The organism is Pseudomonas sp. MF6776 (assembly GCF_016613125.1).
Lineage (GTDB): Bacteria > Pseudomonadota > Gammaproteobacteria > Pseudomonadales > Pseudomonadaceae > Aquipseudomonas > Aquipseudomonas iridis.
On the sequence record NZ_JAENSQ010000008.1, the window covers coordinates 58,095 to 84,203 of the forward strand.

18 protein-coding genes are annotated in these 26,109 nt (G+C 60.7%); 6 read left to right on the forward strand and 12 right to left on the reverse strand.

Going from position 1 to position 26,109, the window contains the following annotated elements; all coding sequences use genetic code 11:
- Positions 1-64: 64 nt before the first annotated feature.
- The 9 genes from gltB to JJD74_RS11595 form a co-directional block, all read right to left on the reverse strand.
- Entirely contained in the window at positions 65-4,510 is a 4,446-nt protein-coding gene (gene gltB / locus JJD74_RS11555) for a glutamate synthase large subunit (protein WP_200614159.1), read from the reverse strand.
- A 350-nt stretch (positions 4,511-4,860) separates the two neighbouring features.
- Complete coding sequence (locus JJD74_RS11560; protein WP_042557270.1) at positions 4,861-6,453, reverse strand: AAA family ATPase; 1,593 nt, start codon at positions 6,451-6,453, stop codon at positions 4,861-4,863.
- A 10-nt stretch (positions 6,454-6,463) separates the two neighbouring features.
- Positions 6,464-7,564: a 3-dehydroquinate synthase gene (aroB, locus tag JJD74_RS11565; RefSeq protein ID WP_150687609.1), complete on the reverse strand. Its 1,101-nt coding sequence runs from the start codon at positions 7,562-7,564 to the stop codon at positions 6,464-6,466.
- A gap of 151 nt (positions 7,565-7,715) precedes the next feature.
- Complete coding sequence (gene aroK / locus JJD74_RS11570) at positions 7,716-8,234, reverse strand: shikimate kinase AroK (protein WP_042557267.1); 519 nt, start codon at positions 8,232-8,234, stop codon at positions 7,716-7,718.
- 4 nt (positions 8,235-8,238) lie between these two features.
- Positions 8,239-10,314 carry a type IV pilus secretin PilQ gene (gene pilQ, locus JJD74_RS11575; protein ID WP_200613902.1) on the reverse strand — a complete coding sequence of 692 codons (2,076 nt, stop codon included), beginning with the start codon at positions 10,312-10,314 and terminating at the stop codon, positions 8,239-8,241.
- 13 nt (positions 10,315-10,327) lie between these two features.
- Complete coding sequence (locus JJD74_RS11580; RefSeq protein ID WP_200613905.1) at positions 10,328-10,855, reverse strand: pilus assembly protein PilP; 528 nt, start codon at positions 10,853-10,855, stop codon at positions 10,328-10,330.
- Positions 10,852-11,475, reverse strand: coding sequence for a type 4a pilus biogenesis protein PilO (gene pilO / locus JJD74_RS11585; RefSeq protein ID WP_200613913.1), 624 nt, complete (start codon positions 11,473-11,475; stop codon positions 10,852-10,854). Before pilO ends, JJD74_RS11580 begins: the two co-directional genes overlap by 4 nt.
- On the reverse strand, positions 11,472-12,038 hold the full coding sequence (locus JJD74_RS11590) for a PilN domain-containing protein (RefSeq protein WP_042557263.1): 567 nt from the start codon (positions 12,036-12,038) through the stop codon (positions 11,472-11,474). The genes pilO and JJD74_RS11590 overlap by 4 nt, the downstream gene beginning before the upstream one ends.
- Complete coding sequence (locus JJD74_RS11595) at positions 12,038-13,102, reverse strand: pilus assembly protein PilM (protein ID WP_200613917.1); 1,065 nt, start codon at positions 13,100-13,102, stop codon at positions 12,038-12,040. The genes JJD74_RS11590 and JJD74_RS11595 overlap by 1 nt, the downstream gene beginning before the upstream one ends.
- A gap of 216 nt (positions 13,103-13,318) precedes the next feature.
- Between JJD74_RS11595 and JJD74_RS11600 the strand changes: the two genes are divergently transcribed.
- The gene (locus tag JJD74_RS11600; RefSeq protein WP_200613920.1) at positions 13,319-15,766 is read left to right on the forward strand and encodes a penicillin-binding protein 1A; all 2,448 of its coding nucleotides are present in this window, start codon (positions 13,319-13,321) and stop codon (positions 15,764-15,766) included.
- A 347-nt stretch (positions 15,767-16,113) separates the two neighbouring features.
- Here JJD74_RS11600 and JJD74_RS11605 read toward each other — a convergent pair whose 3' ends face one another.
- From JJD74_RS11605 to rpmE, 3 genes are all read right to left on the reverse strand, one after another.
- Positions 16,114-17,382 (reverse strand): malic enzyme-like NAD(P)-binding protein, encoded by a 1,269-nt coding sequence (locus tag JJD74_RS11605; protein ID WP_042557260.1) that lies wholly within the window; start codon positions 17,380-17,382, stop codon positions 16,114-16,116.
- Between the two features lie 184 nt (positions 17,383-17,566).
- On the reverse strand, positions 17,567-18,316 hold the full coding sequence (locus tag JJD74_RS11610) for a thermonuclease family protein (RefSeq protein WP_234451715.1): 750 nt from the start codon (positions 18,314-18,316) through the stop codon (positions 17,567-17,569).
- Between the two features lie 65 nt (positions 18,317-18,381).
- Positions 18,382-18,609 carry a 50S ribosomal protein L31 gene (rpmE, locus tag JJD74_RS11615; RefSeq protein WP_016984589.1) on the reverse strand — a complete coding sequence of 76 codons (228 nt, stop codon included), beginning with the start codon at positions 18,607-18,609 and terminating at the stop codon, positions 18,382-18,384.
- Between the two features lie 388 nt (positions 18,610-18,997).
- On the opposite strand from rpmE, the gene JJD74_RS11620 reads away from it, so the two are divergent.
- From JJD74_RS11620 to hslU, 5 genes are all read left to right on the forward strand, one after another.
- A complete protein-coding gene (locus tag JJD74_RS11620; RefSeq protein ID WP_047299391.1) occupies positions 18,998-21,217 on the forward strand; it encodes a primosomal protein N' in 2,220 nt (739 codons plus the stop codon).
- Positions 21,218-21,456: 239 nt separating this feature from the next.
- The gene (argS, locus tag JJD74_RS11625; protein ID WP_200613926.1) at positions 21,457-23,193 is read left to right on the forward strand and encodes an arginine--tRNA ligase; all 1,737 of its coding nucleotides are present in this window, start codon (positions 21,457-21,459) and stop codon (positions 23,191-23,193) included.
- A 1-nt stretch (position 23,194) separates the two neighbouring features.
- Entirely contained in the window at positions 23,195-23,890 is a 696-nt protein-coding gene (locus JJD74_RS11630) for an SPOR domain-containing protein (RefSeq protein ID WP_150593934.1), read from the forward strand.
- A 231-nt stretch (positions 23,891-24,121) separates the two neighbouring features.
- The gene (hslV, locus tag JJD74_RS11635; RefSeq protein ID WP_003220875.1) at positions 24,122-24,658 is read left to right on the forward strand and encodes an ATP-dependent protease subunit HslV; all 537 of its coding nucleotides are present in this window, start codon (positions 24,122-24,124) and stop codon (positions 24,656-24,658) included.
- A 48-nt stretch (positions 24,659-24,706) separates the two neighbouring features.
- Complete coding sequence (hslU, locus tag JJD74_RS11640) at positions 24,707-26,044, forward strand: ATP-dependent protease ATPase subunit HslU (protein WP_200613929.1); 1,338 nt, start codon at positions 24,707-24,709, stop codon at positions 26,042-26,044.
- Positions 26,045-26,109: the final 65 nt, after the last annotated feature.

Below are 26,109 nucleotides of genomic sequence, written 5' to 3' on the forward strand. Positions count from 1 at the left end.
CTGCAGGCACATCGCGCACTGCTGTTAACTTGCGGCTTGTAACTTGCCGCTTGCAGCTGCGCCGTTATTGCGGACTCGCACGAGTACTGGAGAGCAGAGATTTCAGGCTCGCCGCTTTCGGTTTGACCAGCCAGAAACGGCGCAAGTAGTCATCGAGGTTTTCGGCGAGCTCACGACCCCACTCGCTGTCGGTTTCCGAGACGTACTCGTTCAGCACGTTTTGCAGGTGGCTGCGATAGGATTCCATCGCCTCACCACTGATCCGCTGAATTTCCACCAGTTCGTGGTTGACCCGGTCAACGAAGCTGTTGTCCTGGTCGAGCACGTAGGCGAAACCACCGGTCATGCCAGAGCCGAAGTTGTAACCGGTCTTGCCCAACACGCAGACAAAACCACCGGTCATGTACTCGCAGCAGTGATCGCCAGTGCCTTCTACAACCGTGTGGGCACCGGAGTTGCGCACGGCGAAACGCTCGCCTGCGGTGCCAGCGGCGAACAGCTTGCCGCCAGTGGCGCCGTACAGGCAGGTGTTGCCGATGATGGCGCTGTTCTGAGTCTTATAAACGCTGCCCTTGGGCGGCACGATGGTCAGCTTGCCCCCGGTCATGCCTTTGCCGACGTAGTCGTTGGCGTCGCCTTCCAGGTACATGTTCAGACCACCGGCGTTCCACACGCCGAAGCTCTGACCGGCTGTCCCTTTGAAGCGGAAGGTGATCGGCGCCTTGGCCATGCCTTGGTTGCCGTGCTTGCGGGCGATTTCGCCGGAGATCCGCGCACCGATCGAACGGTCGCAGTTGCAGATGTCCAGTTCGAACTCGGCGCCGCTGAGGTCGTTGATCGCCGACGTCGCCAGATCGACCATTTTCTCGGCCAGCAGGCCCTGATCGAATGGCGGGTTGCGCTCAACCTGGCAGAACTGCGGCTTGTCCGCCGGGATGTGATCGCTGCCCAGCAGCGGAGTCAGATCCAGGTGATTTTGCTTGGCGGTCTGGCCTTCGAGGATGTCCAGCAGATCGGTGCGACCGATCAGCTCTTCGAGGGAGCGCACGCCAAGCTTGGCCAGCCACTCACGGGTTTCTTCGGCGACGTAGGTGAAGAAATTCACCACCATGTCGACGGTGCCGATGTAGTGATCCTTGCGCAGCTTCTCGTTCTGAGTGGCAACGCCGGTGGCGCAGTTGTTCAGGTGGCAGATGCGCAGGTATTTGCAGCCCAGCGCGATCATTGGCGCGGTGCCGAAGCCGAAGCTTTCGGCGCCAAGGATCGCTGCCTTGATCACGTCGAGACCGGTTTTCAGGCCGCCGTCAGTCTGCACCCGGACTTTGCCGCGCAGGTCGTTGCCGCGCAGAGTCTGGTGGGTTTCGGCCAGGCCAAGTTCCCACGGTGCGCCCGCGTACTTGATCGAGGTCAGCGGCGAAGCACCGGTGCCACCGTCGTAGCCGGAAATGGTGATCAAGTCCGCGTAGGCCTTGGCCACACCGGCGGCGATGGTGCCGACGCCAGCTTCAGCGACCAGTTTCACCGAGACCAGCGCCTTCGGGTTGACCTGCTTGAGGTCGAAAATCAGTTGCGACAAATCTTCGATGGAATAAATGTCGTGGTGCGGCGGTGGCGAAATCAGCGTCACGCCAGGCACTGCATAACGCAGCTTGGCGATCAGCCCGTTGACCTTGCCGCCCGGGAGTTGGCCACCCTCGCCCGGCTTGGCGCCCTGGGCGACCTTGATCTGCAGCACTTCGGCGTTGACCAGGTATTCCGGCGTCACGCCGAAACGGCCAGTCGCGACCTGCTTGATTTTCGAGCTCTTGATGGTGCCGTAACGCGCCGGGTCTTCGCCGCCTTCGCCGGAGTTGGAACGCGCACCAAGGCGGTTCATGGCTTCGGCCAGGGCTTCGTGAGCTTCCGGCGACAGAGCGCCCAGCGAGATACCGGCAGAGTCGAAGCGCTTGAGCACCGATTCCAGCGGTTCGATTTCACTGATGTCCAACGGCGTGTCGAGGGTCTTGACCTTGAGCAGGTCGCGAATCATCGACACCGGACGGTTGTCCACCAGCGAGGTGTATTCCTTGAACTTGGCGTAGTCGCCCTGCTGCACAGCGGCTTGCAGGGTGTTGACCACGTCCGGGTTGTACGCGTGATATTCGCCACCGTGGACGAACTTCAGCAGACCGCCCTGCTGGATCGGCTTGCGCGGGCTCCAGGCTTCGGCAGCGAGGGCTTTCTGCTCGGCTTCGATGTCGACGAAACGCGCACCCTTGATGCGGCTCGGCACGCCACGGAAGCTCAGGTCGCACACTTCTTCGGACAGGCCAATGGCCTCGAACAACTGCGCACCACGGTACGAAGCGATGGTCGAGATGCCCATCTTCGACAGAATCTTGAGCAGGCCTTTGGTGATGCCTTTGCGGTAGTTCTTGAACACCTCGTAGAGGTCGCCCAGCACTTCACCGGTACGGATCAGGTCGCCCAGCACTTCGTAAGCCAGGAACGGATAAACCGCCGAGGCACCGAAACCGATCAGCACCGCAAAGTGATGCGGATCACGCGCGGTAGCGGTTTCAACGAGGATGTTGGAGTCGCAACGCAGGCCTTTTTCGGTCAGGCGATGGTGCACCGCACCGGTCGCCAGCGAAGCGTGGATCGGCAGTTTGCCCGGGGCGATATGACGGTCGCTCAGAACGATCTGGGTACGACCGGCACGCACGGCTTCTTCAGCCTGATCGGCGACGTTGCGGATCGCCGCTTCGAGGCCGACGCTTTCGTCGTAATTGAGGTCGATGACCTGCCGCTCGAAACCCGGGCGATCGAGGTTCATCAGCGAACGCCACTTGGCCGGGGAAATGACCGGCGAGCTGAGGATCACGCGCGAGGCGTGTTCCGGCGACTCCTGGAAAATGTTGCGCTCGGCACCGAGGCAGATTTCCAGCGACATCACGATCGCTTCACGCAGCGGGTCGATCGGCGGGTTGGTGACCTGCGCGAACTGCTGGCGGAAATAGTCGTACGGCGTGCGCACGCGCTGGGACAGCACGGCCATCGGCGTGTCGTCGCCCATCGAACCAACGGCTTCGTAGCCTTGCTCGCCAAGCGGACGCAGTACCTGATCGCGCTCTTCGAACGTGACCTGATACATCTTCATGTATTGCTTGAGCTGATCGACGTCGTAGAAAGCCGAACCGTGGTCGTTGTCTTCCATGGTCGCCTGAATGCGCAGGGCATTCTTGCGCAGCCATTGCTTGTACGGATGACGGGATTTGAGACGGTTGTCGATCGCATCGGTGTCGAGGATCTGCCCGGTTTCGGTATCCACGGCCAGGATCTGGCCCGGGCCTACGCGGCCCTTGGCGATCACGTCTTCGGGCTGGTAGTTCCAGACGCCGATTTCCGAAGCAACGGTGATGAAACCGTTGGTGGTGGTAACCCAGCGCGCCGGGCGCAGACCGTTACGGTCGAGCAGGCAGACCGCGTAGCGACCATCGGTCATGACCACGCCGGCCGGGCCGTCCCACGGCTCCATGTGCATCGAGTTGTACTCGTAGAACGCACGCAGATCCGGGTCCATGGTTTCGACGTTCTGCCACGCAGGCGGGATGATCATCCGCACGCCACGGAACAGGTCGATGCCGCCGGTGACCATCAGTTCAAGCATGTTGTCCATGCTCGAGGAGTCGGAACCGACGCGGTTAACCAGCGGGCCGAGTTCTTCCAGATCCATCAGATCATTGGTGAACTTGGTCCGACGGGCCTGAGCCCAGTTACGGTTACCGGTGATGGTATTGATCTCGCCGTTGTGGGCGAGGAAGCGGAATGGCTGAGCCAGCGGCCATTTCGGCAGGGTGTTGGTGGAGAAGCGCTGGTGGAACACGCAGATCGCGGTTTGCAGGCGCTCGTCACTCAGGTCCGGATAAAACGCGGCCAGATCGGCCGGCATCATCAAGCCTTTATAGATGATGGTCTTGTGCGAAAAACTGCAGATGTAGTGGTCGCTGTCGACAGCGTTGGTCACCGACGAACGGCGACGGGCGCTGAACAGCTTGACCGCCATGTCCTGATCGCTCAGGCCTTCGCCGCCGATGTACACCTGCTCGATTTGCGGCAGGCGTTCAAGGGCCAGGCGGCCGAGGACGCTGGTGTCGATTGGCACTTTGCGCCAGCCGATCAGTTGCAGGCCTTCGGCGAGGATCTCGCGGTTCATGTTCTCGCGAGCGGCTTCGGCCTTGGCCGAATCCTGGTTGAAGAAGACCATGCCCACGGCATATTGCTTGGGCAACTCAACGCTGAAGGCTTCCTGAGCGATAGCGCGCAGAAAGGCGTCGGGCTTTTGAATCAGCAGACCGCAACCGTCACCGGTCTTGCCGTCGGCATTAATCCCACCGCGGTGGGTCATGCAGGTCAGGGCCTCAATGGCCGTTTGCAAAAGGGTATGACTGGGCTCGCCCTGCATATGGGCTATCAGGCCGAAACCGCAGTTATCCTTGAATTCATCTGGTTGGTACAGACCTGCTTTCATAGACACTTTCTCACCAGGCTGCCTCTTTTCGAGGCAAATTTCTTTTCAATTCAACCACTTGCGATCCGCGCCGAACGTACGCCGGCTTAGCGGGGGCAAAAGGGTGGTCATTGTACACAGCGACACAGAGGCTCACAAATTTGACGACGAACTGTCGCAAATTCATGTCGCATTTGTGAAAGGTTTAAAGCGATCTGCTGTGCTAGTCAAAACTTTTTTAATTTTGACTGCAACGACTCAAAGACTACTGTGACGCAGACACCACAAGGCACGCGACCTCTGAAGGCGGCGCGCACTCGTAGAAATTTTGAGGTGCTTGGAGAGGCGGCCTGGGTAAGGCCGCCGAATCTTCAGCGAGTTGTCGCCAGTTCCTGTTGGACGCTGGCGACAGTGCGAGGCCAAGGTTTACCAGCCTGAACCTTCGCTGGCAAGGCCTTGATGGCAGAAACAGCCGCATCACGATTGGCGAAGTTGCCGTAGGTGATCACGTAAAGAGGCTTGCCGTTGAGGACTTTCTTGAAATAACGGTACTCGCCGCCCTGCTCCTTGACGAAGCTTTGCGCGGCCGTCTCGGAGCTGGTGCCGAGGATCTGCACCACGTAGTTGCTCGTCGGCTGCCCGGCGTACCAGCTGCCACCGGCGGCTTTGGCCACGGTAACCGGCTTCTCGGCGGGTTTGGCGGCGGCAACTGGTTTGGCTGGCGCTGGAGCAGGTTTGGCCGCTGGCGCTACCGGAGCAGGCTTGGCGGTGGCGATTTGTGTCGGGGCAGGCGCCGGTTTGGCAGCTGGCACTGGAGCCGGGGTGGGTGCCGGACCGGCCGGAACGCCCGCAGGAGGCGCTGAAGTGGTCACGGTCGGCGGCGTGTCGCTGGAGCCTTCCAGTGGCACACCGTCGTCGCCTTCGGTGATACCGCCAGCAGCTTCGGCCAGCGGGCCGCGCATGACCGGTTGCGAGTTGCCAACCAGCGGCAACGGCATCGGCTGCGTATTACCGGCAAATTCGACGTTCGGCGCGCCGCCATTGGCTGCGCCCTGGCCCAATGGCAGTTGTGCCTGTTCGTTGGCGGGTGCGCCGGTGGTTGGCGCCTTGTTGCGACCCGGCATCAGCCAGGCGGCGGCGACCGCGACCACAACGACGGCGGAAATCGCCAATACGTGTTTCTTCGGCATGTTGAACCCCATACTTGGACGCTTGACCGCAGAGCGGCTGGCAATCATGACTTCGATCAGTGCATCGCGAGCGACCTGGTTGATGTTGCCAGGCCAACCCTCGGAGCTTTCGTGAATATCAGAGATCTGATCCGCGGTGAAAAGTTCGACACCCCGGCCCGCACCTTCGAGCCGTTGGTCGAGATACTCGCGCGTCTCTTCTTCGGTGTAAGGCTGCAATTCGATGACGTGGAAGCGCTCTTCTTCGAGGTGCAAAGCCTCAAGCTGAGCGATCAGCGACGACTCACCGAACAGGAACACATGCGGGCGACCTTCCGGCGCGCCGGCACCCAGCGCCATCAGCGCTTCGAGGGCGGATTCGTCGAGCTGCTCGGCGTCATCCACCAGCAAATAGACTTCCTGGCCGGTCAGTGCCAACTGCACCACCTGATCCAGAATCGCGCCGACTTCGGCCTGAGCCACGTTCAGCGCCTGCGCCACCTGACGCAGTACGCCGGCGGCATCGCCGGCACCCCGCGCGGAAACCACAACGCTCTGTACAGATTGCTTGTTGGTGCTGGCGACCAGCGCCTGGCGCAGCAAAGTCTTGCCACTGCCCTGCGGGCCAGTGACCACCAGCAGCAACTGGCTGTAACGCGCCAGGTGATGCAGTTGGCCGAGCACCGGTTTGCGCTGGGCCGGAAAGAATTTGAAGCCCGGTACGCGCGGCGCGAAGGGGTCGTGGCTTAACTGGAAATGGCCGAGGAACGCCTCGTCGGCATGCAAACTAGTCATCGGAATCTTATTAACCTTTAAGCTGAGCCAGGGCGCGGTAATCCGCTCCCAGCGTGGCCTGTAGAACCTCTTTCGGATAATCGTCGGTCACTACCGCTTCGCCCATCCGGCGCAGCAGCACCAGGCGCAGACGACCGTCGATCACTTTTTTGTCGATTGCCATGTGTTCAAGAAAATCGGCTTCGCTCATTTCAGAAGGCGGAATCACCGGCAGGCCGGCCCGCTGAAACAGACGAATGCCGCGATCGCGCTCCTGTTCGCTGATCCAGCCCAGACGCGCTGACATCTCCAGCGCCATCACGGTGCCAGCCGCCACCGCCTCACCATGCAACCAGACACCATAGCCCATGTGGGTCTCGATGGCGTGGCCGAAAGTGTGGCCGAGGTTGAGCGTGGCGCGTACGCCGGTTTCCTTCTCATCGGCGCCGACCACCGCAGCCTTGGCTGCGCAGGAGCGCTCGATGGCGTAAGTCAGGGCTGTTTGATCCAGCGCGCGCAAGGCGTCGACGTTGTCTTCGAGCCAGCCGAGAAACGGCTCGTCGCAGATCAGACCGTACTTGATGACCTCAGCCAGACCCGCCGACAGCTCGCGCGGTGGCAGGGTTTTCAGGGACGCCGTATCAATCAGCACGACATTCGGCTGATAGAACGCGCCGACCATGTTCTTGCCCAGCGGATGGTTGATCCCGGTTTTGCCGCCCACCGACGAATCGACCTGGGACAGCAACGTGGTGGGGATCTGGATGAAGTCGACGCCGCGTTGATAGCAGGCAGCGGCAAAACCGGCCATGTCGCCGATCACACCGCCGCCGAGGGCGATAACAGTAGTGCGGCGATCATGACGGGCGGTTAGCAGACCGTCGAAGATCAGTTGCAGGGTTTCCCAGTTCTTGAAGGCTTCGCCGTCCGGCAACACCACGGAAATAACCGAGAACTGCGCCAGGCTGCGCGTCAGACGTTCAAGATAGAGCGGCGCAACGGTCTCATTGGAGATGATTGCCACCTGGCGCCCGTGGATATGCGGAGCCAGCAACTCGGGCTGATCCAACAAACCTTCGCCAATATGAATCGGGTAGCTGCGCTCGCCTAGATCGACCTTGAGTGTCTGCATGTGTCCCCACAGTGAAGATGGAAGCAGGCGTCCTGCCCTGAATTATTGGTTACTGCGGCCTATAGCGGGTATGACGCCGCCGGCACGCCATCCGCCACAACCTTGGCGGGCTGTGACAGGACGCCGAGGATAGCGCATTTCGGGCGATGCTTTAACGGGGAGGAAGCTGCGCCAGACGGTCGAGAATGTCGAGCACTACCATACGCGGCGGCCGTTCGTCGGTTTCCACCACCAGATCGGCAATTTCCCGATAGAGCGGATCACGGATGGCGAGCAAGTCACGCAGGGTTTTCGCCGGATCGGCGGTGCGCAGCAACGGTCGATTGCGATCGCGGGAAGTGCGGCCGACCTGCTGTTCGACGGACGCGTGCAGATACACCACGCGCCCGCCCTCATGCAGGGCCTTGCGATTGGCATCGCGCATGACCGCGCCACCGCCGGTCGCCAACACCACGCCGTCGAACTCGCACAGCTCGGCGATCATCGCCTGCTCACGGTCGCGAAAGCCCGGCTCGCCTTCCTTGTCGAAGATCCACGGGATATTGGCGCCCGTGCGCAGTTCAATTTCCTTGTCGGAATCTTTGAACGGCAGGCGCAGCTCTTTGGCCAGTAATCGGCCGATGGTGCTTTTGCCAGCACCCATCGGACCTACAAGAATCAAATTTCGCACAGAATCAACGACTCACAGCAATCGCCTGGTTATTCATGATACGCGGAGTGAGAAATACCAGCAGCTCGGATTTTTTCTCCGAAACCACATCACGCCGGAAAAGGCGGCCAAGATACGGCACATCGCCAAGAAATGGCACCTTATCTACGACCTTGCTCTGAGTATTTGAGAAAACACCGCCAATCACGATGGTTTCGCCATCATTGACCAGCACTTTGGCGTTGACCTCGTTCTTTTTGATCGGCGGTACATCCTGCACTTTGTTCAGGTAATCCGGTTCGTCCTTGGTGACCTTGACCTCCATGATGATGCGGTTATCCGGGGTGATCTGCGGGGTCACTTCCAGCGACAGCGAAGCCTCCTTGAACGACACCGACGTGGCGCCACTGGAGCTGGCTTCCTGGTAAGGAATCTCGGTGCCTTTGAGGATCTTCGCGGTCTCTTTGTCGGAGGTGACCACTTTGGGCTGCGAAACGATTTCACCGTTGCCGGTCTTCTCCATGGCCGTCAGCTCCAGATCGAGCAAAACGTTGTCGGTAATGAACGCGATACCGATCCCGGAAGTATTGCCGACAGTCCCCATGTCGACGAACGGCGAGTTGGTACTGGTGCTGCCCGGCGTGCCGATGGTGGTCGATGAACCGTTGACCCCGGAAGCATTCCAGTTGCCCTTGTTCTGGATCGAGCCGCCCCAGCGCACCCCCAGACTCTTGTCGTAATCGACGTTGGCCTCGACGATGCGCGCCTCGATCATCACCTGACGCACTGGAATATCCAGTTGCGCCACGATCCGCCGCAGCTCGTCGAGACGATCCTGAGTCTGGTAGGCAATGATGTTGTTGGTCCGTTCGTCGACAGTGATTGATCCACGCTCGTCGATCTTGGCCTCGGCGCTGGTCACCGACTGGAACAACTTGGCGATGTCCGCAGCCTTGGCATAGTTCACCTGCAACAGCTCACGACGCAGCGGCGCCAGTTCGGCGATCTGCTTCTGCGACTCCAGCTCCTGACGTTCGCGCGCGGCAATTTCATCAGCCGGGGCCACCAGCAGCACATTACCGATTTTGCGTTTATCCAGGCCTTTGGTCTTCAGCACCAGATCCAGCGCCTGATCCCACGGCACGTTTTGCAAACGCAAGGTGATGCCGCCCTGCACCGTGTCGCTCGCCACCAGATTGAGGTTGGTGAAGTCGGCGATCAGTTGCAGCACCGAGCGCACGTCAATGTCCTGGAAATTCAGCGAGAGCTTTTCACCGACATAGGCCTGACGATCGGCGTTGCGTTTTTGCAGGTCGTCGACGGTCATCGGACGGATGCTGACGGTCAGTTTGTTATCGGTCTGGAACGTGGAATAGTCAAAGGTGCCGCTGGGCTCGACGGTAATGACCGTGCGATCACCGGTTACGCCGGCGTTGACGAATTGCACTGGCGTGGCGAAATCCTTCACGTCGAGACGCACCCGCAGCTTTTCCGGCAATTGCGTACGGGCGAAGCTGAGGATGATCTTGCCGTCATGCTCCTGGATATCCGGGGCGATGGTCGGGTCGGACAGGTCGATGACGACATTGCCCTCGCCCGCAGTGCCGCGCTGAAAATCCACACCACGAATGACCCGGGATTTCGCCACGAACGCCTTGGCGGGCGCAGCAGTAGTCGCCGCGCGTGGTGCCGCCACTGCCGGTCGCGGCGCCCTGGCCGGCGCGCCCTGACCAACCACCACGAACAGATAGTTGCCTTCAACCCGTGTGTCGTAAGGCGCCAATTGCGTGAGGCTGACAATCAGCCGCGTGCGGTCCTTGGCTTCAACCACCGTGGCCGTGCGCGCATTGCCACTGCCCAGATCGAGATTTTTGCTCGCCAACTGACTGGCCACACCGGGCAAGTCCAGCGCAATTCGCGCCGGTGACTCAGTGGTGTAACCCTTGGGCTGCGGCGGCGGGCCGTCGAACGACAGCTTCAGTTCGACGCGATCACCGGGCAACGCTGCCACATCCAGCGCCTTCAAGTTGGCCGCCTGTACCATCGGTGACAACAGCGCTATCCATAGCGAAAAACCGAGGGTGGAGAAAATCCTGTTCATTATTCGACTTCCACTATGAATGCTCTTTCAAAGGAATGGTGCGCGGACGTTCCAGCCAGGCGCCTTCACCGTCGGGCACAATTTCGACCACATCGACCTGGGTCGCATTGATGGCCACGATGCGCCCATCGTTGCGCCCCAGGTAATCGCCGACCTTCAGGCGATGCACCCCGCCGGCGCCACGCAATAGCGCGAAGGAACCGGAAGCATTGGCAATCGTGCCGACCATCTCGAACTGCTCGATGTTGAAACCTTCGAGGTATTGCTTGACCCGACCAGGGTCGGGCTTGACGTTGCGCGAACCACGCCTCTGCCCGGCCAGATCGACGCGCACCTGACGCGAGAACGGACTGCGCAGGTTGGCAGCGCTGTAACTGAATGCAGGGTAAGACCGGAATGTGGGTGTTGGTTCAATCTTGCCTGCCGGACGCAAGCGCACTTCATTCATGTAGGCGTCGAGGTCGCTGAAGTCATTGCTGGCACCACAACCGCTCAATGCCAGCAGTGCCATCAACCCGGCGCAACAACGTATCGGGGTCATTTTTGCAGCCCCTTGTCGTTGTAGCGGTAGGTCTTGGCGAGGATGCTCATGCGCAACTTCGACCCACCTTCTTTGCTGGCAGGGGCCAGTTCGAAGTCATGCAGGGTCACGATGCGAGGCAACCCGGCCACACCACTGACGAATGTGGCGAGGTCGTGATAGGCACCCGTGACGGTAATCTGGATCGGTAGCTCGATGTAAAACGGCTGGGTAATCTCCGGCAGCAGTTTGATTTCCTCGAACTCAAGACCACTGCCCAAACCCGTTCGCGTGATGTCTTCCAGCAAGCCCGGTACTTCGGTGTCACTGGGCAACTGACGCAGCAGTACGCCGAAGGAGTTTTCCATCTCCTTCATCTGCTGGGTGTACAGATCCAGGTTGGCGGATATGCGCGCTTTGCTGGCGAACTGTTCCTTCAGCGTGGCCTCTTCTTCGCGCTTGAGCTGCAGCTGGTTTTGCGTGTCACTGATGAAAAAGTTATAGCCAAACGCCAATACCAGCACCATCAACAGCGCTCCGGCGATGGCTTTGACCGCGCCCGGCCACGACCCGATGTTGCTGGTGTCCAGATCGTTGAAGTCGATGTTGCGCAGACTCTCCAGCCACTCGGAAGGCTTCATTGCTCGCCCTCCACAATCTTCGGCTGGGTCTGACGAACGGTCAGCTGAAAGACGTTGGTTTGCTCCACCTGATCGGCACTGGTCGCTTTGACTTCAGTGAGGCTCGCCGCATCAAACCAGTCGGACGCATCCAGATTGCGCATCAGCTCGGAGACGCGGTTGTTCGACTCCGCCGCACCGCTGATCGACAAGGTTTTACCGACCATCTTCACGTCAGTGAAATACACACCGTCGGGCAATGTGCGCGCCAGTTGATCGAAGATTCGTCCGCTGACCTGCCGGTTGCCCTGCAAGTCCTGAATGATGCGCATACGCTCGACCAGCTGCTGGCGATGGGCCTTGAGTTCGCTGATCTGCTTGATGCGTTCGTCGACCACGGCAATCTGCTTGCCGATGTAGTCGTTGCGCGCCGCTTGCCGGGCGATGGCCGCGCTGATGATCTGATCGGCAATGAACACCGCGCCGATCGAACCGACCACCACGCCGGTCAGCGCCAGCAAGAAGCGTTTGCGCCGCTCTTCGCGGCGCTCCTCGCGCCAGGGTAAAAGGTTGATCCGCGCCATCAGTCGAAACTCCTGAGCGCGAGCCCGCAGGCGATCATCAAGGCCGGCGCGTCACTGGCCAGCGCCCCGGCGTTGACCTTGCTGCTCAGGGCCATATTGGCAAACGGATTGGCCACTTGGGTCGGAGTATCCAGGCGCTGTTCGATCAGCCGATCCAGCCCCGGCACCGATGCCGTGCCGCCAGCGAGCAGAATATGGTCGACCGCGTTGTACTGGCCGGAAGCGAAGAAAAACTGCAACGAACGCGATACCTGCTGCACCAGCGCCTCGCGAAACGGCTGCAACACCTCGCTGACGTAATCGTCGGGCAGACCGCCCTGCTTCTTTGCCAGCCCCGCCTGCTCGACGGTCAGGCCATAGCGACGCTGGATCTCCTCGGTCAGTTGCCGGCCGCCGAACAACTGCTCACGGGTGTAGATGATCTTGCCGTTGTGCAGGACGCTGAGGGTGGTCATGGTGGCGCCGATGTCGACCACAGCCACGGTCAAGCGCTCTTGAGAAGCCGCCAGCTGCGTGGCGAGCAAGCCGAACGAGCGCTCCAGCGCGTACGCTTCGACGTCCACCACGCGCGCGGTCAACCCGGCCAGCGCCAGTGCCGCTTCACGGACTTCGACGTTTTCCTTGCGACAGGCAGCCAGCAACACGTTGACCCGCTCGGGGTTGCGCGGCGACACACCCTGAACCTCGAAGTCGATGGCGACTTCGTCCAGCGGATAGGGAATGTATTGGTCGGCTTCAATCTTGAGCTGGTTTTCCAGTTCGTCGTCGGAAAGCCCGGCGTCCATCTCGATGATCTTGGTAATCACCGCTGAACCGGCCACTGCCACCGCCACGCTTCTCAGCCCGGTGCGTGCCTTGCCCAGCACCCGGGTCAAGGCCTGGCCCACACCCTCGAGTTCGGCGATGTTTTTCTCGACCACGGCGTTCGGTGGCAGCGGCTCAACCGCATAAGCCTCGACCCGGTAGCGATCACCATGACGACTAAGTTCCAGCAGCTTCACGGACGTGGAGCTGATGTCGATCCCCAGTAACGCATTGGTCTTTTTATTGAAGAGTCCCAGCACTACCAATTCCCTATGACTTTCCGTGAGTTACGGACTCTGTAATACACATTGCGTTCCTTCACCCCGTCTTGACAGAAGCGCAAATGACGCCCCCAGCAGAAAAGTGCTTATAATGCCCAGCGATTTTTTCCGCTTTTTACTGCCTGCGCGGACAGTTCTGTGTGTAGCCGGAACCCCGTCGCCAAATTCATTTTTTGCCCTGGATATCCAAAAGCCTTGATTCGTCTGCTGAAATTTTTCGGTTGGTCCATCGTCGCCGTTTTCTGCGGACTGCTTTTAGGTCTCAGCGGCGCTTATCTTTACCTTAGTCCGGGTTTGCCGTCTGTGGAGGCTCTGCGAAGCATTCAGTTGCAGATTCCCCTGCGGGTCTACAGCAGCGACGACAAGTTGATCGCAGAGTTTGGCGAAATGCGCCGTACTCCGATCCGTTTCGCCGACATTCCCCCCAATTTCATTAATGCGTTACTAAGTGCTGAAGACGACAACTTCGCCAACCACTACGGCGTCGATCCGAGCAGCCTGATGCGTGCCGCGACCCAACTGGTCAAGAGCGGTCACATTCAGTCCGGCGGCAGCACCATCACCATGCAGGTGGCGAAGAACTTCTTCCTCTCCAGCGAACGCAGCTTCTCGCGCAAAGCCACTGAAATTCTTCTGGCCTTGCAGATCGAACGGCAACTGACCAAGGACGAGATCCTTGAGCTGTACGTGAACAAGATCTATCTGGGCAACCGCGCTTACGGCATCGAGGCGGCGGCGCAGGTGTATTACGGCAAGTCGATCCGCGACGTCAGCCTGGCGCAGATGGCGATGATCGCCGGCCTGCCGAAAGCCCCTTCACGCTTCAATCCGCTTGCCAACCCGGCGCGCAGCAAAGAGCGTCGCGACTGGATCCTGGGGCGCATGTACAAGCTCGGCAAGATTACCGAGCCTGAGTACACAGCGGCGATCAACGAGCCTCTGAACGCCAGCTATCACGTGCCCACCCCGGAAGTGAACGCACCGTACATTGCCGAAATGGCCCGTGCCGAAATGGTCGGCCGCTATGGCAGCGACGCCTATACCGAGGGTTTTCGGGTCACCACCACGGTGCCGAGCAACCTGCAGGAAATGGCCAACACCGCGCTGCATGAAGGCTTGATGACCTACGATCAGCGTCACGGCTACCGTGGCCCCGAATCGCGCCTGCCGGGCAAGACCCGCGAAGCATGGGCCACCGAGCTGACCAAACAACGCACCATCAGCAGCCTTGAGCCGGCCATCGTCACTCAGGTCGACAAGAATGGCCTGCAAGTGCTGACCCGCACTGGCGAAGAACATGTCGCGTGGGACACCATGAAATGGGCGCGGCCGTTCCTTAATACCAACAGCATGGGCGCCAACCCGCGCCAACCGTCGGACGTTGCACAGATCGGTGATCTGGTTCGTGTGCAGCGCCAGAAAGACAATTCGCTGAAGTTCAGCCAGCTTCCCCAGGCGCAAGGCGCGCTGGTGTCGCTGGATCCACAGAACGGCGCGATCCGCTCGCTGGTCGGCGGTTTTGCTTTCGAGCAGAGCAATTACAACCGCGCCATGCAGGCCAAGCGTCAGCCGGGCTCGAGCTTCAAGCCGTTCGTCTACAGCGCTGCGCTGGACAACGGTTACACCGCCGCCACGCTGGTCAACGACGCCCCCATCGTGTTCGTCGACGAGTACCTGGACAAGGTCTGGCGCCCGAAGAACGACACCAACACCTTCCTCGGGCCGATCCGCTTGCGTGAAGCGCTGTACAAGTCGCGTAACCTGGTTTCGATCCGCCTGCTGCAAGCAATGGGCGTAGGCAAGACCATCGACTACATCACCCGCTTCGGCTTCAACAAGCAGGACCTGCCGCCGAACCTGTCGCTGGCGCTGGGTACCGCAACGCTGACGCCGATGGAGATCGCCACCGGTTGGGCCACGTTCGCCAACGGCGGCTACAAGATCACGCCGTTCATCATCGACAAGATCGAAAGCCGCAATGGCGACACGCTGTTCGTCGCCAATCCGCCGACCGTTCCGCAGGGCACCTCAACCACTGATGGCCTCGCGGCGCCGGCCACTGAATCGTTTACCGTCAACGCCGCGCCGGTGCCGGGCGAAGCACCGGGCAGCGCTGCAGTGCCGCAAACGCCGGCAGTCGCTGAGCGTATCGTCGACGCTCGCACGACATACATCCTCAACAGCATGCTGCAGGACGTCATCAAGCGCGGCACGGGGCGTCGTGCGCTAGCCTTGGGCCGCAGCGACATCGCCGGTAAAACCGGTACGACCAACGAATCGAAAGATGCGTGGTTCTCCGGCTACAACGCCGACTACGTGACCACGGTCTGGACCGGTTTCGATCAGCCGGAAAGCCTCGGTCGCCGCGAGTTCGGCGGCACTGTGTCACTGCCGATCTGGATGAACTATATGGCGGCCGCCCTCAAGGACAAGCCGCCCCACGTGCAGCCTGAGCCGGAAGGTCTGCTGAGCCTGCGGGTGGACCCGGCCAGTGGTCGCGCGGCGACGCCGAGCACGCCGGGTGCTTACTTCGAGCTGTTCAAGGCAGAAGACACGCCGCCATCGGTGAATGAGCTGGGGAATGGCTCAGTACCGGGCAGTCCGCTGCCAGCGGATGAGCAGGCGCCGATCGATCTGTTCTGATCCCGGTGCACATTGAAAAGCCCCGCCTTCGTCAGAAGTGCGGGGCTTTTTTATACTTGCTGGCTGGACATTGGGGCTCTACAGAAATCCACCCCCTCACCCCAGCCCTCTCCCGGAGGTAGAGGGAGCCGACCGAGGTGTCTGGCTTCATACATCGACCTGAACGACCGAGTCGATTATGGATTCAACACAGTGCTTCCAGGTCGGCGTAGCTTTCAAAAATCCCACGGTCGGTCCCCTCTACCTCTGGGAGAGGGCTGCTCCAGATATGGAACACAAACCCCCCAGCCACAAAAAAGCCCCGACTCATAACGAACCGGGGCTTTTGCTTGAAGCGCTACAACAGCTTAGCCGTTGAACACGTCATCCACGCTTTTCAGCGGGTAGTTCTTCGGATACGGCAGGGTTGCCACACCGGTCTCGATTGCGGCTTTGGCCACAGCGTCGGAGATCAGGGTGATCAGGCGCTTGTCCATTGGCTTCGGAATGATGTACTCACGACCGAATGCCAGCGGAGCACCACCGTAGGCATCGCACACGTCCTGAGGCACTGGCAGTTTGGCCAGTTCGCGCAGGGCGTTGGCGGCAGCCACTTTCATTTCTTCGTTGATGCGCTTGGCGCGAACGTCCAGGGCACCACGGAAGATGAACGGGAAGCCCAGAACGTTGTTGACCTGGTTCGGGTAGTCCGAACGGCCGGTCGCCATGATCACGTCGCTACGGGTAGCGTGAGCCAGTTCCGGGGAGATTTCCGGATCCGGGTTCGAGCACGCGAACACGATCGGATTTGCCGCCATCGACAGCAGGCCTTCAGCGCTCAGCAGGTTCGGGCCGGACAGACCGACGAATACGTCAGCGCCTTGCAGCGCGTCAGCCAGGCTGCGCTTGTCAGTAGCGTGGGCGAACACGGCTTTGTACTGGTTCAGGTCGTCACGGCCGGAGTGGATCACGCCGGTACGGTCAACCATGAAGATGTTTTCGATGCTTGCGCCCATGCTCACCAGCAACTTCATGCAGGAGATGGCGGCAGCGCCGGCGCCCAGGCAGACGATCTTCGCTTCCGGCAGGGTTTTGCCAGCAATTTCCAGGGCGTTGATCATGCCCGCAGCGGTCACGATCGCGGTGCCGTGCTGGTCATCGTGGAATACCGGAATGTCGCACTGCTCGATCAGAGCACGTTCGATCTCAAAGCACTCAGGGGCCTTGATGTCTTCCAGGTTGATGCCACCGAAGGTGATGGAGATACGCTTGACGGTGTCGATGAAGGCTTGCGGGCTTTCGGAGTCGACTTCGATGTCGAAAACGTCGATGCCGGCGAAGCGCTTGAACAGCACGCCTTTACCTTCCATGACGGGCTTGGATGCCAATGGGCCGAGGTTACCCAGGCCGAGAATCGCGGTGCCATCGGAAATGACTGCAACCAGGTTGCCCTTGCCGGTGTACTTGTAGGCCAGTTCAGGATCGCGAGCGATCTCGCGCACTGGTTCAGCTACGCCGGGGCTGTAGGCCAGCGACAGGTCGCGGGCGGTAGCAGTGGCCTTGGTGAGCTCGACACTCAGCTTCCCTGGACGAGGATGAGCATGGTATTCGAGAGCGGCAGTTTTCAGATCAGACATTTTGGCATTCCGCTTTTTTACTGTTGGACAGACTGGTCAGCGAGGATACGCGCCTCGCAAAGTCCCCACAAGACTGAGCGGTCACCCCTGTCAAGCGCCCTGCCCTACGACTTTGGGCCAAGAGCCACGGCGCACAAGGGCTTGACTGTTCACAATCGACAGAAAAAATGTCTACAATTTTTATTCAGCGTGCGCTCTGCAGCATGGCAGGATCGGTCAGTGGCAGCAGCCAACGCGGCTGACCCGGTTTCAACCCACCGCGCCGCGAACGATTGACCACCCAGCCACGCGCCTCGATTTGCTTGCCCTTCAGCGCCTGCAAGCGGGCATTGTCGAATTGTCTGACCAGATTGGGTGCAACACGCAATACAAGCGAGTCCTGCAACTCGATCCAGATTCCACCGCGATTGCGCTGCACTTTGCTCACACGGCCACTGACCACGGCGAAACCCGAGCGCTGGATCTGCTCTGCTTTCAGTACAGGTGATTGCCGCCAGAGGCCTCGACCCGCCTGTCGCGCTTCGCGTTCAGCCGCTTGCTGACAGGCAACAAGATCGACATTCGGCGCCACCGCGACCTGGAAACCCAGGCCATCGGCGAGCATTTGCGCTTCGAGGTTGGCGCCGCTGGCACTGTAGAGGTGGGCCAGCGTACGGCCGTAATGGTCTTTTGACTCTTTGCCGGGAAGCACGCCGACGCGCCCGCCGCTGTCAGCCACCAGCGCTTCCAGGCGTTTACGCGCAGCAATGGCGAATGGCTCGTCGCTGCGACCCTGCTTGCCGAGTTCAGGCGTATTGAGGCCGATCATCCGTACGCTGCGGCCGTCGCTCAGGCGCAAGGTGTCGCCATCGACCACGCGCTGCACGGCGACTTGCGTCAGTCCGGAGGGTGTCGGGCAGTACGCAAGCGCGGTGGAAAGCCAAATCGCAGGCATAAAAAAGGCGCCCGCGAGGGACGCCTTTTTCAGCAGCGAGGAAAAGCCCACCGGGCTCTTCAACCTTACTCTGCAGCAGCAGGTTTCTTGCCGAAAGCACCGAAACGGTCTGCGAAGCGCTGAACGCGGCCGCCAGTGTCCAGAGTCTTTTGCTTACCGGTGTAGAACGGGTGGCATTCGTTGCACACGTCGATTGGCAGAGCTTTGCCGAAGGTCGAACGGGTTTCAAACTTGTTGCCACAGCTGCAGGTAACAGCGATGACTGGGTAATTCGGGTGGATATCAGCTTTCATGGTGTCTTCCTCAGCTAGCGTGCCGCCATCCAACACTATTGTTGAATACCGCACGTAATTAGGCCGCGGATTCTACCAGACCTTTGCAATCACGCAAGCTGTCCCGGGTGCCCTCCATCAGAAAAGCTGTTCAATGCTGACGGCGGCCGTTGACATCATGCTGCGTTACCGCTCGTCAGCATTGAACGCTTTCCTGATGGAGGACACAGAACCGACCGTCTGCTAGGCTCCCGACCCATTGCGCTGTCCCTGTGGGAGCGAGCCTGCTCGCGAAGACGATCTATCAGCCAGCATTTTCGCCGCCTGACACACCGCTTTCGCGAGCAAGCTCGCTCCACAGGTTATGTGCCCAGTCCTTTTAATCGTCTGCTGATCGAGATCCCCCCGCGTGCCCGACGCCATTCTGCGCCTCGCCCTGCCTTCGCCTTTGCGCCGCCTGTTCGACTATCGGGCGCCGGCCGGCGTACTGCGCGCGCAGTTGCAGCCGGGCATGCGCCTGCGGGTGCCGTTTGGCCGACGCGAGATGATCGGGATTCTGGTGGAGGTGACCGACACCAGCGAAGTGCCGGTGGAGAAACTCAAACCGGCGCTGGCCCTGCTCGACGCCACCCCGCCACTGCCGCCAGCGCTGTTCAAGCTGTGCCTTTGGACATCCCAGTATTATCAGCACAGCCTCGGCGACACCTTGAGCTGGGCGCTGCCGGTGCTATTGCGTCAGGGTGAACTGGCCGAAGCCCGACAGGAGCGCTTCTGGTCGGTAATGCCGGGCGCCAGCGTCGATGATCCGCGCATCGCCCGGGCGCCGCGTCAGCGTGAAGCCTTGACCACGCTGGCCCAACACCCTCACGGCGTCGCCCATCAGTTGCTGAGCAAACTGATGCTGAGCAAGGACAGCCTCGATCTGCTGCTGGCGAAAAATCTGGTGCAAGTCGAGATCCGCCGCCATGCACCCGGCGCACGCCATGAACATTGGCTGGCGCAACCGGAGCTGCCGCTCAACCCCGAGCAGCGCGCCGCGTATGAGGCGATTCGCGCAGGCTTCGACAGTTATCACGCGTTCCTGTTGGCCGGCGTCACGGGTAGCGGCAAGACCGAAGTCTATTTGCAGCTGATCCGCGAAACCCTCGAGGCCGGCAAACAGGCGCTGGTGCTGATCCCGGAGATCAACCTCGGTCCGCAGACGCTGGCGCGCTTCGAACAACGTTTCAACGCGCGGATCGCCCTGATCCACTCGGCCGTAAATGATCGCGAGCGCCTCGAAGCCTGGCTCGCCGCCCGCGACGGCGAGGCCGACATTATTATCGGCACCCGCTCGGCGCTGTTCACCCCGATGAAGAATCCGGGGCTGATCATCATCGACGAAGAGCACGACGGCTCCTATAAGCAGCAGGAAGGCTTGCGCTACCACGCCCGTGATCTGGCGCTGGTGCGCGCGCGGCAGGAAAACATCCCGATTGTCCTCGGCTCCGCCACGCCTTCGCTGGAAAGCCTGCACAACGCCTACACCGGCCGTTATGGCCTGCTACGCCTGAACGAACGCGCCGGCGGTGCCAAGCAACCGCGCTTCCTGCGCCTGGATGTGAAAAGCCGCCCACTGGACAGCGGGATTTCCGGGCCGATGCAGCAAGCCATTGGCCAGACCCTGGCAAATGGGCAACAGGTGCTGGTATTCCTCAACCGTCGCGGTTTTGCACCAACGCTGCTTTGTCACGATTGCGGCTGGATGTCCGAATGTTCACGCTGCGATGCGCGGATGACGGTGCACCAGCGCCACGGCGAATTGCGCTGCCACCATTGCGGCTACGTCGAGCGCACGCCGCGCCAATGCCCGAAGTGCAACAAGGTCGATCTGCGCCCGGTCGGCGCCGGTACCGAGCGCGCAGAGGAACGCCTGGCGATTCTGTTTCCGGATTACCCGGTGCTGCGGGTCGACCGCGACAGCACGTCGCGCAAGGACGCGATGAATCAGCTGTTCGCGACGATCCAGAAGGGCCAGCCCTGCATTCTGGTCGGCACGCAGATGTTGGCCAAGGGGCACCATTTCCCGCGGGTGACGCTGGTGTCGATTCTCGATGCCGACGGTGGTTTGTTCTCCGGCGACTTCCGCGCCAGCGAGCGCATGGCGCAGCTGATCGTGCAGGTCGCCGGACGGGCCGGCCGGGCCGAAGAGCCTGGCAAGGTGATCATTCAGACCCACCTCGCCGACCATCCTTTATTGGTGCAACTGACCGAACAGGGCTATTTCGCCTTTGCCGAACAGGCCTTGAGCGAGCGCCGCGCCGCCGGCCTGCCGCCGTTCGCGCATTTGGCGCTGCTGCGTGCCGAAGCGCACAAGCCGGGGCAGGCCGAAGGTTTTCTCGATGAGGCGTGCAGCGAGGCGGAGCGTTTACTGGTCGAGCAGGGGCTGAACGGGATTGAACTGCTTGGGCCGGTGCCGGCGCCGATGGAGCGGCGTGCCGGGCGTTATCGCGCGCAGTTGCTGCTGCAGGCGACAGCGCGGGCACCGCTGCATCGGCTGCTGGCCAGTTGGTTGCTGGTCCTGGAGCAGATGCCGAGCGGGCGGGCGGTGCGTTGGTCTTTAGATGTCGATCCGGTCGATTTGTATTGACCTGAAGATCACCTTCGCGAGCAGGCTCGCTCCTACAAGGGATTGATGCCAGACACATAATGTATAAACGCCGCAGATCCAATGTGGGAGCGAGCCTGCTCGCGAAAGCGGTCTATTTGTCACCACATATCCATAAGCTGCCTGCTAAGGTTGGCAAGCCCGTCTTCGCAACGGATAATGCCCAGTTTTTCCACCCGCGCATCGATGCGCCGCCGCGCTTGCGGTCGAAAGAGAAGACCATGAAAGACACCATTCGCCAGCTGATCCAACAAGCCCTCACCCAACTCGTCAACGAAGGTGTGTTGCCTGAAGGCCTGACGCCGGCGATTCAGGTGGAGAACGCGCGTGACAAGACTCACGGCGACTTCGCCAGCAACATCGCCATGATGCTGGCCAAGCCTGCAGGCATGAAGCCGCGCGATCTGGCGGAAAAAATCATCGCTGCGTTGCCGGCTGACGAGAACGTCACCAAGGCCGAAATCGCCGGTCCGGGCTTCATCAACTTCTTCCAGAACACTCAGGCGCTGGCTTCGCGACTCGACGCTGCCCTGGCCGACGCCCATGTCGGCGTGCGCAAGGCAGGTCCTGCGCAGCGCACCGTGGTCGACCTGTCTGCGCCGAACCTGGCCAAAGAGATGCACGTCGGCCACTTGCGCTCGACCATCATTGGCGATGGCGTGGCGCGCGTACTTGAATTCCTCGGCGACGAAGTGATCCGTCAGAACCACGTTGGCGACTGGGGCACCCAGTTCGGCATGCTGATGGCCTATCTGCAAGAGAACCCGATCACCAGCGACGAACTGTCGGACCTGGAAAACTTCTACCGCGCCGCCAAGCAGCGTTTCGACGAGTCCGCCGAATTCGCCGACCGCGCCCGTGGCCTGGTGGTCAAGTTGCAGGCCGGCGACGCCGAGTGCCTGGCGCTGTGGACCAAGTTCAAGGACATCTCGCTGTCGCACTGCCAGAAGATCTACGAACTGCTCAACGTCAAACTGACCATGGCCGACGTGATGGGCGAAAGCGCCTACAACGACGACCTGATCAATGTGGTCAACGACCTGAAAGCGGCCGGCATTCTGGTCGAGAGCAACGGCGCCCAGTGCGTGTTCCTCGACGAGTTCAAGAACGCCGACGGCGACCCGCTGCCGGTGATCATCGTCAAGGCTGACGGCGGCTACCTGTACGCCACCACTGACCTGGCAGCCGTGCGCTATCGCAGCGGCAAACTGAAAGCCGACCGCGCGCTGTACTTCGTCGATCAGCGTCAGGCGCTGCACTTCCAGCAAGTGTTTGCCGTGGCACGCAAGGCCGGTTTCGTGACCCATCCGATGGAAATGGAGCACATGGGCTTCGGCACCATGAACGGCGCCGATGGCCGTCCGTTCAAGACCCGTGACGGCGGCACCGTGAAGCTGATCGATCTGCTGACCGAAGCTCAGGACCGCGCCTACAACCTGGTGAAGGAGAAGAACCCGGAGCTTGCCGAAGACGAGCTGCGCAACATCGCCAAGGTCGTCGGCATCGGTGCGGTGAAATACGCCGACCTGTCCAAACACCGCACCAGCGACTACAGCTTCAACTTCGATTTGATGCTCAACTTCGAAGGCAACACCGCGCCGTATCTGCTGTACGCCTACACCCGTGTGGCCGGTGTATTCCGCAAACTGGGCAAGGATTTCAGCGAAGTCGACGGCCAGATCGTCCTCGAAGCGGCACATGAACATGAGCTCGCAGCCAAGCTGGCGCAGTTCGGCGAAGTGCTGAACAACGTGTCCGATAAAGGCACGCCGCACATTCTTTGCACCTACCTGTACGACGTCGCCGGCCTGTTCTCGAGCTTCTACGAGAACTGCCCGATCCTCACCGCCGAAACCCCGGCCCAGATGCAGAGCCGTCTGCGTCTGGCCGCGTTGACCGGTCGCACCCTCAAGCAAGGCCTGGAGCTGTTGGGTCTGGAAACTCTGGAGCGTATGTAAGTTGGCTGCCAAGAAAAAACCTGCCCCCAAACGTGGCGCCAGCCGTTACCAGGCGCCTGCGAAGCAGCCGATCCCGGGTTGGCTGTGGATGGCCATCGGCCTGACGGTCGGTGCGTTCATCGTGTTCCTGATGAAGCTGGAGCCTGGCAAAGGCAGCGACACGGTCAAGCGCGAGAAGGTCGAGCAACAGCAGAAAGCGAAAATCGCCGAAGCCAACAAGACCCCGCCGAGCCCGACGCAACCGGTGAAGCCGAAGTACGACTTCTACACCCTGCTGCCGGAATCGGAAGTGATCGTGCCGGCGGACGCCGTACCGGAGAAAACCCTGCCGACGCCGCAAGTGCCGACAACACCGGTCACCCCGGCGGAAGCAGCAAAAATCGACACTGCGCGGGCTCAGGCCGCACTGGCAGGCATTACCCCGCCGCCGGCACCTCCGGTGAAAGCAGCGCCGGTGACCAAATTCTTCCTCCAGGCCGGTTCGTTCCGCAAAGAGGCGGATGCGGACAAGGTTCGGGCGCAGATCATTTTGCTCGGCCAGGCGGTGGCGGTTGAGTCGGGTACGGTGAAAGATGAGACCTGGTATCGCGTACTGGTCGGCCCGTTCAGCAACCGTGAACAGCTGACCACGGCGCAAAAACAACTGGCCGGCAGCGGCTTCAGCAACCTGTTGTTACAACAACGCCAGAGCCGCTGATTTCGCCAGTAGCACCGCGTCATCGTTCTTCGCGAGCAGGCTCGCTCCCACAGGGCCAGGGTAAATCCTGTGGGAGCGAGCCTGTTCGCGAAGGCGCACCGACAAACACTAAAGCCTGCAACAGGCACACCACCGCTCGTCCCCTCTCCCGCCCCGCAGTTGAAATCCTCCGCGCCACCCCCATATGAATGGGCATAGGCATTTTCGCCCCGCTGCGTGGAGACTCTTCCCTTGACCACCATCGTTTCAGTCCGCCGCCACGGCAAAGTCGTCATGGGCGGCGACGGCCAGGTTTCTCTCGGCAACACCGTGATGAAAGGCAACGCAAAGAAAGTTCGTCGCCTGTACCACGGCCAGGTCATTGCGGGCTTTGCCGGTGCCACCGCCGACGCCTTCACCTTGTTTGAACGCTTCGAAGGCCAGCTCGAGAAACATCAGGGCCACCTGATCCGCGCCGCTGTCGAACTCGCCAAAGAATGGCGCACCGACCGTTCCCTCAGCCGCCTCGAAGCCATGCTCGCGGTCGCCAACAAGGATGCATCCCTGATCATCACCGGCAACGGTGACGTGGTCGAACCGGAAAACGGCCTGATCGCCATGGGCTCCGGTGGCGGTTACGCCCAGGCTGCGGCCAGCGCGCTGCTGAAAAAGACCGATCTGTCGGCTCGCGAAATCGTCGAAACCGCACTTGGTATCGCCGCCGACATCTGTGTATTCACCAACCACACTCAGACCATTGAGGAGCAGGATCTCGCTGAAGAAGCCTGACTCGGCCCCGTGCCACGGCTTTTTTCTGCTTGAGGACCGCCAAAAATTATGTCCATGACTCCCCGCGAAATCGTCCACGAACTCAACCGCCACATCATCGGCCAGGACGATGCCAAGCGCGCCGTCGCGATTGCCCTGCGCAACCGCTGGCGCCGCATGCAGCTGCCTGAAGAGCTGCGCGTTGAAGTGACCCCGAAGAACATCCTGATGATCGGCCCGACCGGTGTCGGTAAAACCGAGATCGCCCGTCGTCTGGCGAAGCTGGCCAACGCGCCGTTCATCAAGGTCGAAGCGACCAAGTTCACCGAAGTCGGCTATGTCGGCCGTGACGTCGAGTCGATCATCCGTGATCTGGCCGATGCTGCGATCAAGATGCTGCGCGAACAGGAAATGTCCCGCGTTCGCCATCGCGCCGAGGACGCCGCCGAAGATCGCATCCTCGACGCACTGCTGCCGCCGGCCCGCATGGGCTTGAACAGCGATGAGTCGACGAGTCAGGATTCCAACACGCGTCAGCTGTTCCGCAAGCGTCTGCGCGAAGGTCAGCTGGACGACAAGGAAATCGAGATCGAAGTCGCCGAAGTGGCCGGCATCGAGATCGCCACGCCCCCGGGCATGGAAGAGATGACCAACCAGTTGCAAAGCCTGTTTGCCAACATGGGCAAGGGCAAGAAGAAGTCGCGCAAGCTCAAGGTCAAAGAAGCGTTGAAACTGGTGCGCGACGAAGAAGCCGGGCGTCTGGTCAACGAAGAAGAGTTGAAGGCCAAGGCCCTCGAAGCGGTCGAGCAGCACGGTATCGTGTTCATCGACGAGATCGACAAAGTGGCCAAGCGCGGTAATTCCGGCGGCGTCGACGTGTCCCGCGAGGGTGTGCAGCGCGACCTGCTGCCACTGATTGAAGGCTGCACCGTCAACACCAAACTGGGCATGGTCAAGACTGACCACATCCTGTTCATCGCGTCTGGCGCATTCCACCTGAGCAAGCCGAGCGATCTGGTACCGGAGCTGCAAGGCCGTCTGCCGATCCGCGTCGAACTCAAGGCCCTGAGCCCGGAAGACTTCGAACGCATCCTCAGCGAACCGCATGCCTCGCTCACCGAGCAATATTGCGCGCTGCTGAAAACCGAAGGCCTGAACATCGAGTTCCAGCCCGAAGGCATCAAGCGCATCGCCGAGATCGCCTGGCAGGTCAACGAGAAGACCGAGAACATCGGTGCTCGTCGCCTGCACACGCTGCTCGAGCGCCTGCTGGAAGAGGTGTCGTTCAGTGCCGGCGATCTGGCCAGCAGTCACGATGACAAGGTGATCCTGATTGACGCTGAATACGTCAACAGCCACCTCGGCGAATTGGCGCAGAACGAAGACCTGTCCCGCTACATTCTGTAGAGCTGCAAGCTGCAAGCTGCAAGCCGCGAGCGGCAAGCTGAGTTAAGCTTGCCGCTTGTAGCTTG

What these genes read in the sequence shown, in the direction of transcription:
- gltB (WP_200614159.1), bottom strand. Translation starts at nt 4,510, where the DNA reads ATGAAAGCAGGTCTGTACCAACCAGATGAATTCAAGGATAACTGCGGT.
- JJD74_RS11560 (WP_042557270.1), bottom strand. Translation starts at nt 6,453, where the DNA reads ATGACTAGTTTGCATGCCGACGAGGCGTTCCTCGGCCATTTCCAGTTA.
- aroB (WP_150687609.1), bottom strand. Translation starts at nt 7,564, where the DNA reads ATGCAGACACTCAAGGTCGATCTAGGCGAGCGCAGCTACCCGATTCAT.
- pilQ (WP_200613902.1), bottom strand. Translation starts at nt 10,314, where the DNA reads ATGAACAGGATTTTCTCCACCCTCGGTTTTTCGCTATGGATAGCGCTG.
- JJD74_RS11580 (WP_200613905.1), bottom strand. Translation starts at nt 10,855, where the DNA reads ATGACCCCGATACGTTGTTGCGCCGGGTTGATGGCACTGCTGGCATTG.
- pilO (WP_200613913.1), bottom strand. Translation starts at nt 11,475, where the DNA reads ATGAAGCCTTCCGAGTGGCTGGAGAGTCTGCGCAACATCGACTTCAAC.
- JJD74_RS11590 (WP_042557263.1), bottom strand. Translation starts at nt 12,038, where the DNA reads ATGGCGCGGATCAACCTTTTACCCTGGCGCGAGGAGCGCCGCGAAGAG.
- JJD74_RS11605 (WP_042557260.1), bottom strand. Translation starts at nt 17,382, where the DNA reads ATGTCTGATCTGAAAACTGCCGCTCTCGAATACCATGCTCATCCTCGT.
- JJD74_RS11610 (WP_234451715.1), bottom strand. Translation starts at nt 18,316, where the DNA reads ATGCCTGCGATTTGGCTTTCCACCGCGCTTGCGTACTGCCCGACACCC.
- rpmE (WP_016984589.1), bottom strand. Translation starts at nt 18,609, where the DNA reads ATGAAAGCTGATATCCACCCGAATTACCCAGTCATCGCTGTTACCTGC.
- argS (WP_200613926.1), top strand. Translation starts at nt 21,457, where the DNA reads ATGAAAGACACCATTCGCCAGCTGATCCAACAAGCCCTCACCCAACTC.
- hslU (WP_200613929.1), top strand. Translation starts at nt 24,707, where the DNA reads ATGTCCATGACTCCCCGCGAAATCGTCCACGAACTCAACCGCCACATC.